At 65.9% G+C, this 7,347-nt stretch carries 2 protein-coding genes; both read left to right on the forward strand.

The window, feature by feature from the left end; translation table 11 throughout:
* The first annotated feature begins 235 nt into the window (after positions 1–235).
* Complete coding sequence (locus QZY03_RS06715; protein WP_295579361.1) at positions 236–3,592, forward strand: PAS domain S-box protein; 3,357 nt, start codon at positions 236–238, stop codon at positions 3,590–3,592.
* Positions 3,593–3,619: 27 nt separating this feature from the next.
* Complete coding sequence (locus tag QZY03_RS06720; protein WP_295579363.1) at positions 3,620–7,222, forward strand: CHASE domain-containing protein; 3,603 nt, start codon at positions 3,620–3,622, stop codon at positions 7,220–7,222.
* Positions 7,223–7,347: the final 125 nt, after the last annotated feature.

Consider the following 7,347-nt stretch of genomic DNA (forward strand, 5'->3'; position numbering starts at 1 on the left):
CGCAGTACCACCGGGCACCGCCTGCATCAAGACTTGAGTTTGATGCCTGGTGGGCCGGCGCTCACAGATTTGATGACAAAGCAAAGATTTCCGCTGGATTGCGGTGCATACTGTGCTTATGTGACGGTGCAGTGGCGCGTGCCTGGTTGCCGTGCGACCGGCGACGCACCAAAGCCTCGCCCGGACCGACCCAGAAACCGGCTGCGGCTCGCTGGCCGCGCGATCGAGGACGTCCATGTCTATGGCAGTTCACCCGACCAGTGTCCATTCCGAAACCGGCCGCCTGCTCGATGCGCAAGGTGGACGGTCGACGCTGACCATCGGGATTTCCGAAGACCACACGTTGAGCGACGCGGCCGGGGCTTGCGTCGAGCACCAGTCGACACCGGCGGACTCGAACCTGTTGCAGACCATCCTGCGGGCCATCCCTGACCTGATCTGGCTCAAGGATCTCAATGGCGTTTACCTCGCCTGCAACCCGACCTTCGAACGGTTATTCGGTGCGGCGGAGGCCCGGATCATTGGCCACACCGACTACGATTTCGTCGACCGGGAACTTGCCGACTTCTTCCGCGCTCACGACGTTGAGGCCTTGGCCGCCGGCGGGCCGACCGTCAACACCGAACAGTTGACCTTCGCCGCGGATGGTTACCACGGCCTGTTCGAGACCATCAAGACGCCCCTGCGGGACGCCGCGGGCGAGCCGATCGGCGTGCTTGGGATCGCCCGCGACATCACCAAACTGCGCGAAGCCCAGGACGCCTTGCGCGAACGTGATGAGGTTTTTCGCGCCATCGTCACCCAGGCGACCGACAGCATCATGCTGATTGATGCGCAGACGGCCCGCTTCGTCGAGTTCAACGATGCCGCCTGCGCGGCCCTGGGCTATACGCGGGAGGAGTTCGCCCAGCTGGGCATCTCGGATATCGCGGCGGAGCACGACCCGGCGCGGGTGGCCGCCGAGATTCGCAACATCCTGGCAACGGGCAGCGGGGACTTCGAAACCCTGCATCGCCACAAAGACGGCACGCTGCGGCATGTACGGGTGCGCAACCGCGCCATCGAGTTCAAAGGCAAACACTACCTGTCGGCGATCATCACCGATATCACCGAGTCCAAATCGGCCGCCCTGGAGTTGGATTTGCACCGCCATCACCTGCAAGCGCTGGTGCAGGCGCGCACCGCCGAACTGGATGTCGCCAATCAACGACTGCACAAGAGCGACCTTCGTCTGAAGGCATTGTTCGAACTGAGTCAATCGGCGCTCGACCTGAATGAGCAGGAATTGCTGCAACGCGGCATCGATCTGGTGGCCCGCTTGACCGACAGTCCGATCGGTTATCTGCATTTCCTGAACCGGGATCAGCAGACGATCCGGCTCTGTGCCTGGTCGAGCCAGGCCAAAGAACAGTGCACCGCGACCACCGCCGGGCATTATCCGATCGACAAAGCCGGCATTTGGGCCGATACGCTGCGCACCGGACAGCCGGTGATTCATAACGACTACCAGCAGCTGACGCAACGCGCGGGCTATCCGGAGGGCCACACCCACCTGGTCCGGCACCTGGGCGTGCCGGTCCGCGAGGGGGGGCAAGTGCGGATGCTCATCGGGGTGGGCAACAAGTCCAGCGACTACGGTGCGAGCGATGCCCAGGAACTGCAACTGATCGCCGAGGATCTGTGGCGGATCATCGCCCGGCAGCGCACCGCGGCCGCCCTGGCCCAGGCCAAGCAAGCGGCCGAGGCGGCGAACCGCGCCAAGAGCACCTTCCTGGCCAACATGAGCCACGAGATTCGCACCCCGATGAACGCCATCATCGGGTTGACCCATCTGCTGCGCTCCGAGATCACGGTGCCCAGGTCCCAGGCGCGGCTGGACCAGATCGGCGAAGCGGCCGCGCATCTGTTGGGGATCATCAACGACATTCTCGATCTGTCGAAGATCGAGGCCGGCCAGTTGATTCTGGAGGACGGCCAATTCAACCCGCTTGAATTAATGGAACACGCGATTGGCATACTGGCGGAACGCGCGGCGGCCAAGGGTCTGAGACTGACCGTCGAGGTCGATCCGGCGGTGCCCGCCGCACTGCGCGGCGACCCCCTGCGGCTCGGGCAAATTCTGCTCAACTTCATCAGCAATGCAATCAAGTTCTCCGAGCAGGGCCTGATCCGGGTGCGTGCCGACCTGCGTGCCGATCCGGCGAATGACCAGGACCAGCGCGTCCTGCTGCGGCTGCGCGTCGAGGATCAGGGCATCGGGCTGGCCCAATCACAGCAGGAGCGCATCTTCCAGGCATTCGCCCAGGCCGATGATTCGACCACACGCCGTTACGGCGGGACCGGCCTGGGACTGATCATCTGTCGGCGTCTGGCAGACCTCATGGGCGGCCAGGTCGGGGTCGATAGCACCCTGGGCCAGGGCAGTACCTTCTGGCTGACGGTTCACACCGAACCGGTTGCCGCCGGCGCTGAACTGACCCGGAGCACGGCACCACTGCTCGCGGTTCAGCCCGGACATCGCCCTGGTCAGACGGCAGAAGAGGTCCTCGCGCGCCGCTACCGGGGCGCGCGCATCCTCCTCGCGGAGGATGATCCGGTCAATCAGGAGGTCACCGCTGAGTTACTCGGCGGCCTGGGTCTCATCGTCGATGGGGTCGCCACCGGGCAGCAGGCGGTGGGGCGCGCACTGACCGGCGGCTACGACCTGGTATTGATGGACGTGCAGATGCCTGTCATGGATGGACTGGAAGCGACCCGGCGCATCCGCGCGGCCACGGCGGCCCGTCTGCCGATTCTGGCGATGACCGCCAACGCCTTCGATGATGACCGCCGCCGCTGTCTGGCGGCCGGTATGGACGATCACATCGGCAAGCCGGTCGAGCCTGAACGGCTCTACGCGGCCCTGCTGCGCTGGCTGCCGGCACCGCCCGGGCCGGGCGAGACCCCGCCGCCGCGGCCCGCGGCAGTACCGGCGACGAGCGACCTGCAACAGACCCTGTCCGCCATTCCGGGTCTCGACCTGGATGCCGGCTTGCAATGCGTGCGCGGTAGGCTGGGCAGTTACGTCCGTCTGCTGAAGATGTTCGCGCAGGGCCACGGCGATGACGCGCTCCTGTTGCGCGGCTATCTGACCGCCGGCGACACGGCGCAAGTCCGCCATCTCGCGCACACCCTCAAAGGCCTGGCGCTCACCCTCGGTGCTCGGGAGTTGCACCAGCACACGCTGGCCCTGGAGCAGGCCCTGCACGACGCTGCGCCTGATTTGGACGTGGCGGCCTGCATCGGCCTGGTTGATCAGGCGTTGGGTCCGCTCCTGGCAGCGATCGAAGCAATCGAATCAAAGCCCGCCGTCCCGCCGCCGCCCACATGGGATCGGGTCAAGACCGACGAGATCCTGATCCAGCTCGAAGCCTTGCTGGCCGATGACGACACCCAAGCCAGAAACCTGTGGCGTTCCGCGGAAGCGCTGATCCAGCCGGTGCTGGGAACCGCCGCGGCCGGCCTGGGCCAAGAGATCGAGGCCTTCGAGTTCGATCGGGCACTCGAAACCCTGCGCCGGATTGTTGCCCTGCCCGCATTCCGCGAAGAGTAAGGCGCTTGCCGGAACATCCAGCGGATCATGCCTGACACCCCGACGCCGCAGCGCCGACAGCTCCGGCTCGCCTGGTTGAGCCTCACGGTCGGTCTGCTGCTGACCGCGCTGGCGACGCTCTACACCAAGACCGACGTCGCGGCGCTGAACCGCCGAGAACTCGCGCTGATCGGCGAGGAGATCGCGGCCAAAATTCAGGCCCGCCTCCACACCCAGGCCCAGATTCTGCGCAGCGGGGCAGCCTTCTTCGCCGGATCGGCCGAAGTCACCCGGGACGAGTGGCGGCAATTCATCGAACGCAGCAAGATTTATTTGAATCTCCCCGGCATTCAGGGTATCGGCTTCGCGCTGCTGATCCCGACCGACCAACTCACCGGGCACCTGGCGCAACTGCGTGCACAGGGGTTCCCGGACTATCGGATCTGGCCGGAGGGCGAGCGCAACCTCTATACATCCGTCGTCTTCCTGGAGCCGTTCTCCGACCGTAATCTCCGCGCCTTCGGCTATGACATGTTCACGGAGCCGGTGCGGCGCGCGGCAATGGAACAGGCACGGGACCAGGACGTCGCGGCGCTCTCCGGCAAGGTGCTGCTGGTGCAGGAGACGGATCAGGACGTGCAGGCCGGCACCCTGATGTATGTTCCGGTCTATCAACCCGAGCAGCCGACACTGACCGTCGATGAACGCCGTGCCGCACTGCTCGGCTGGGTCTACAGTCCCTATCGTATGAGCGACTTGATGCACGGTGTGCTCGGCGGTTGGGATCTGCAGGAGACCAAGCGCATTCGCTTACGCATCAATGACGGTGACCTGATCTCCCCCGCGACCCTGCTATACGACAGCCAGCCGACCGAACCGCCGGGCGCGGCAGTCGGCGCGGAGGAGTCCGTGCGCGTCCCGATCGACTTCAACGGCCATGTCTGGACGCTGCGCTTCTCGCACGCACAACCACTCATACCCGCAATGGCCGACGCGCGGGTCTTGCTGATCGCAACCAGCGGTACGGCCATCAGCCTCCTGCTGACCGCACTGGTCCTGGCGCTCACCAGCAGCCGTTCGCAGGCCGTGCGGCTGGCGTCGGAGCTGCTGGCGCGCGAGCGGCTGGAGCAGGCCCTGCGGACGAGCGAGGCGCAGTACCGCCTGCTGGCGGAGAACACGACCGACGTGCTGTGGCTGTTGAATCTGGAAAACGGCAACTGGACCTACATGAGCCCGTCAGTCGAGCGGCTGCGGGGTTATACCGTCGCGGAAGTCATGGCGCAGTCGGTCGAAGAGGTGATGACGGCCGAGTCCTATGCCTACGCACAAGCGCGGATCAGTGAGCGTATCACGCGTTTTCGCAGTGGCGCCCCCGGCACCCATGCCTACCGCGACGAGATCGAGCAGACGCATCGCGACGGGTCAACCGTCTGGACCGAGGTCAACACCCGCTATCTCTGGAACGATCAGGGTGAGCTGACCCTGCTCGGCGTGACCCGCGATATCACCGCACGGAAACGCAGCGAGACCGCGCGCGAGGCGGTCAGCGCCGTGGCCCGGCTGGCAGTCTCGTCCGACTCGGCGGAGAGCTTCCGCAGCGCCCTTCCGCCCCTGTTGGCGACCAGGCTCGGATTCCCGATCGTCGCCATCGAGACCTATGACGCGGAGCGCGCGGAGATGGTCTTCGCCGGCTCGGTCGGGATACCCGCGGCGGCCGATGCGCCGTTGCGTGTGCAGATCGACGCGACCCTGTCCGGTCAGGTCGCCCTGACCGGCAGGCCCCTGGTGGAACTCGCCGCCGATACCAGACCGGAATACGCGGACCAGGCGCTGAAGACGATCGGCGTGGTGACCTTTCTGTGCGCGCCCATGACGCTCGGAGGGCAGACCCTGGGCACCCTGTCGCTGGCGGATACGCGCCACCGTCCGGACGCGCCGCAGATGCTGGCGACACTCCAGACCATCGCCGATACCCTGGCCGACGCCACCGCGCGTTTGGAGGCGCAGTCCGCACTGCGTGAGAGCGAACGCAACTACCGCGGCCTGATCGAGAATCTGCACGCCGGCGTGGTCGTTCACAGACCGGATACAAGCATTCTCTTCTCCAATCCGATGGCCTCGCACCTGCTGGGACTGACGCCGGAGCAACTGTGCGGCATTGCGGCCATCGACCCGCGCTGGTGTTTCCTGCGGGAAGACGGCACCTGCATGCCGGTAAACGAGTTTCCGGTCACACGCGTCGCGGCCTCCGGAACCGCCTTGCAGAATCTCCACCTGGGGATCATCAGGCCCGATCGCGACGCTCCGACCTGGGTCCAATGCGAGGCCCATCCGATCCGCGATGAGCAGGGCCAACTCCTGCAGATCTTTGTGACCTTCTTCGATATCACCGAACGCCAACGGGCGCTGGCAGCGCTGCGCAAGAGCGAGGCCTTGCTGAACGAGGTGGGCCGGATGGCCGGAATCGGCGGCTGGGAACTCAACATGGAGCGACGCGAGCTGACCTGGACCGAGGCCGTCTATCGCATCCACGGGGTTGAAGCGCGCACGATCCCGACCCTCGACCACGCGCTCGCGTTCTATACGCCGGAGTCCCGCCCGGTGATTATGGCGACGCTGCAGCGGGCCATCGAGCAGGCTCAGCCGTTCGACCTGGAACTGGAGATCATCACCGCAACGGCCCAGCGCCGCTGGGTCCATGCGATCGGCCGGGCCATCACCGAGCACGGCAAGACCCTGACCATTGCCGGTGTGATCCAGGATATCACCGAGCGCAAGCAGGCCGCGCTCGAGCTGGAGCACCACCGCCATCATCTGGAATCCCTCGTGGCGTCGCGGACCCTGGACCTGATGGAAGCACGTGACGCGGCGCAGGCGGCCAACCGCGCCAAGAGCGCCTTCCTGGCCAACATGAGCCACGAGTTACGCACGCCGATGAACGCCATCATCGGTCTGACCCATCTGCTGGCGCGGGAGATCACCGCCCCGCGAGCCCGCGAACGGCTGGTCAAAGTCGGCGAGGCCGCACAGCACCTGCTCGGCATTCTCAACGACATCCTGGACCTTGCCAAAGTCGAGGCCGACCGCTTGTCGCTCGACGAATCCGACTTCTCTTTGACCCCCGTCCTGGAGCGCGCGGCCGATCTGGTGCGCGCGCAGGCCGCGGCGAAGGGGCTGCGGCTGACCACCAGGGTCGACCCCGCGTGCCCGGATACCCTGCACGGCGACCCGCTGCGCCTGGGTCAAATGGTGGCGAACTACATCAGCAACGCGGTGAAGTTCTCGCTGCACGGCGAGGTCCAGGTGCGGGCCTGGGTGACGGAGCAGGGTCCCCGCGATTGTGTGCTGCGTATCGAGGTTGCGGATCAGGGCATCGGTCTGACCCCGGAACAGCAAGCACGGTTGTTCCAGCCGTTCGTGCAGGCCGACAGTTCAACAACCCGCGAGTACGGCGGCACCGGCCTGGGACTCGTCATCGTGCAGCGCCTGGCGGCCCTGATGGGCGGCCAGGTGGGCGTCACGAGCACCCCTGGTGTCGGCAGTACCTTCTGGCTGACCGCGCGCCTCGGCCGCGTGATGCCGATCCACAGCGCGGCGCCGGCCGCCGTCGGCGCCTTTGGACCCACGTCGGCGGACAGCCCTGAAGCATGACCGCGCGACCTCAGTCACGGCGCAGGCTGGCGGGGGTTAACAAAAGTTAACGTTCGCACAAGGGGGTAGACACCGCTGCGGGCTTCTGGCAGGATTAATGGCAGAGTAGTCGGTCTGCGAAGTCG

It is taken from the genome of uncultured Lamprocystis sp. (assembly GCF_903933125.1).
Classification (GTDB): domain Bacteria; phylum Pseudomonadota; class Gammaproteobacteria; order Chromatiales; family Chromatiaceae; genus Thiodictyon.

What these genes read in the sequence shown, in the direction of transcription:
- QZY03_RS06715 (WP_295579361.1), top strand. Translation starts at nt 236, where the DNA reads ATGTCTATGGCAGTTCACCCGACCAGTGTCCATTCCGAAACCGGCCGC.
- QZY03_RS06720 (WP_295579363.1), top strand. Translation starts at nt 3,620, where the DNA reads ATGCCTGACACCCCGACGCCGCAGCGCCGACAGCTCCGGCTCGCCTGG.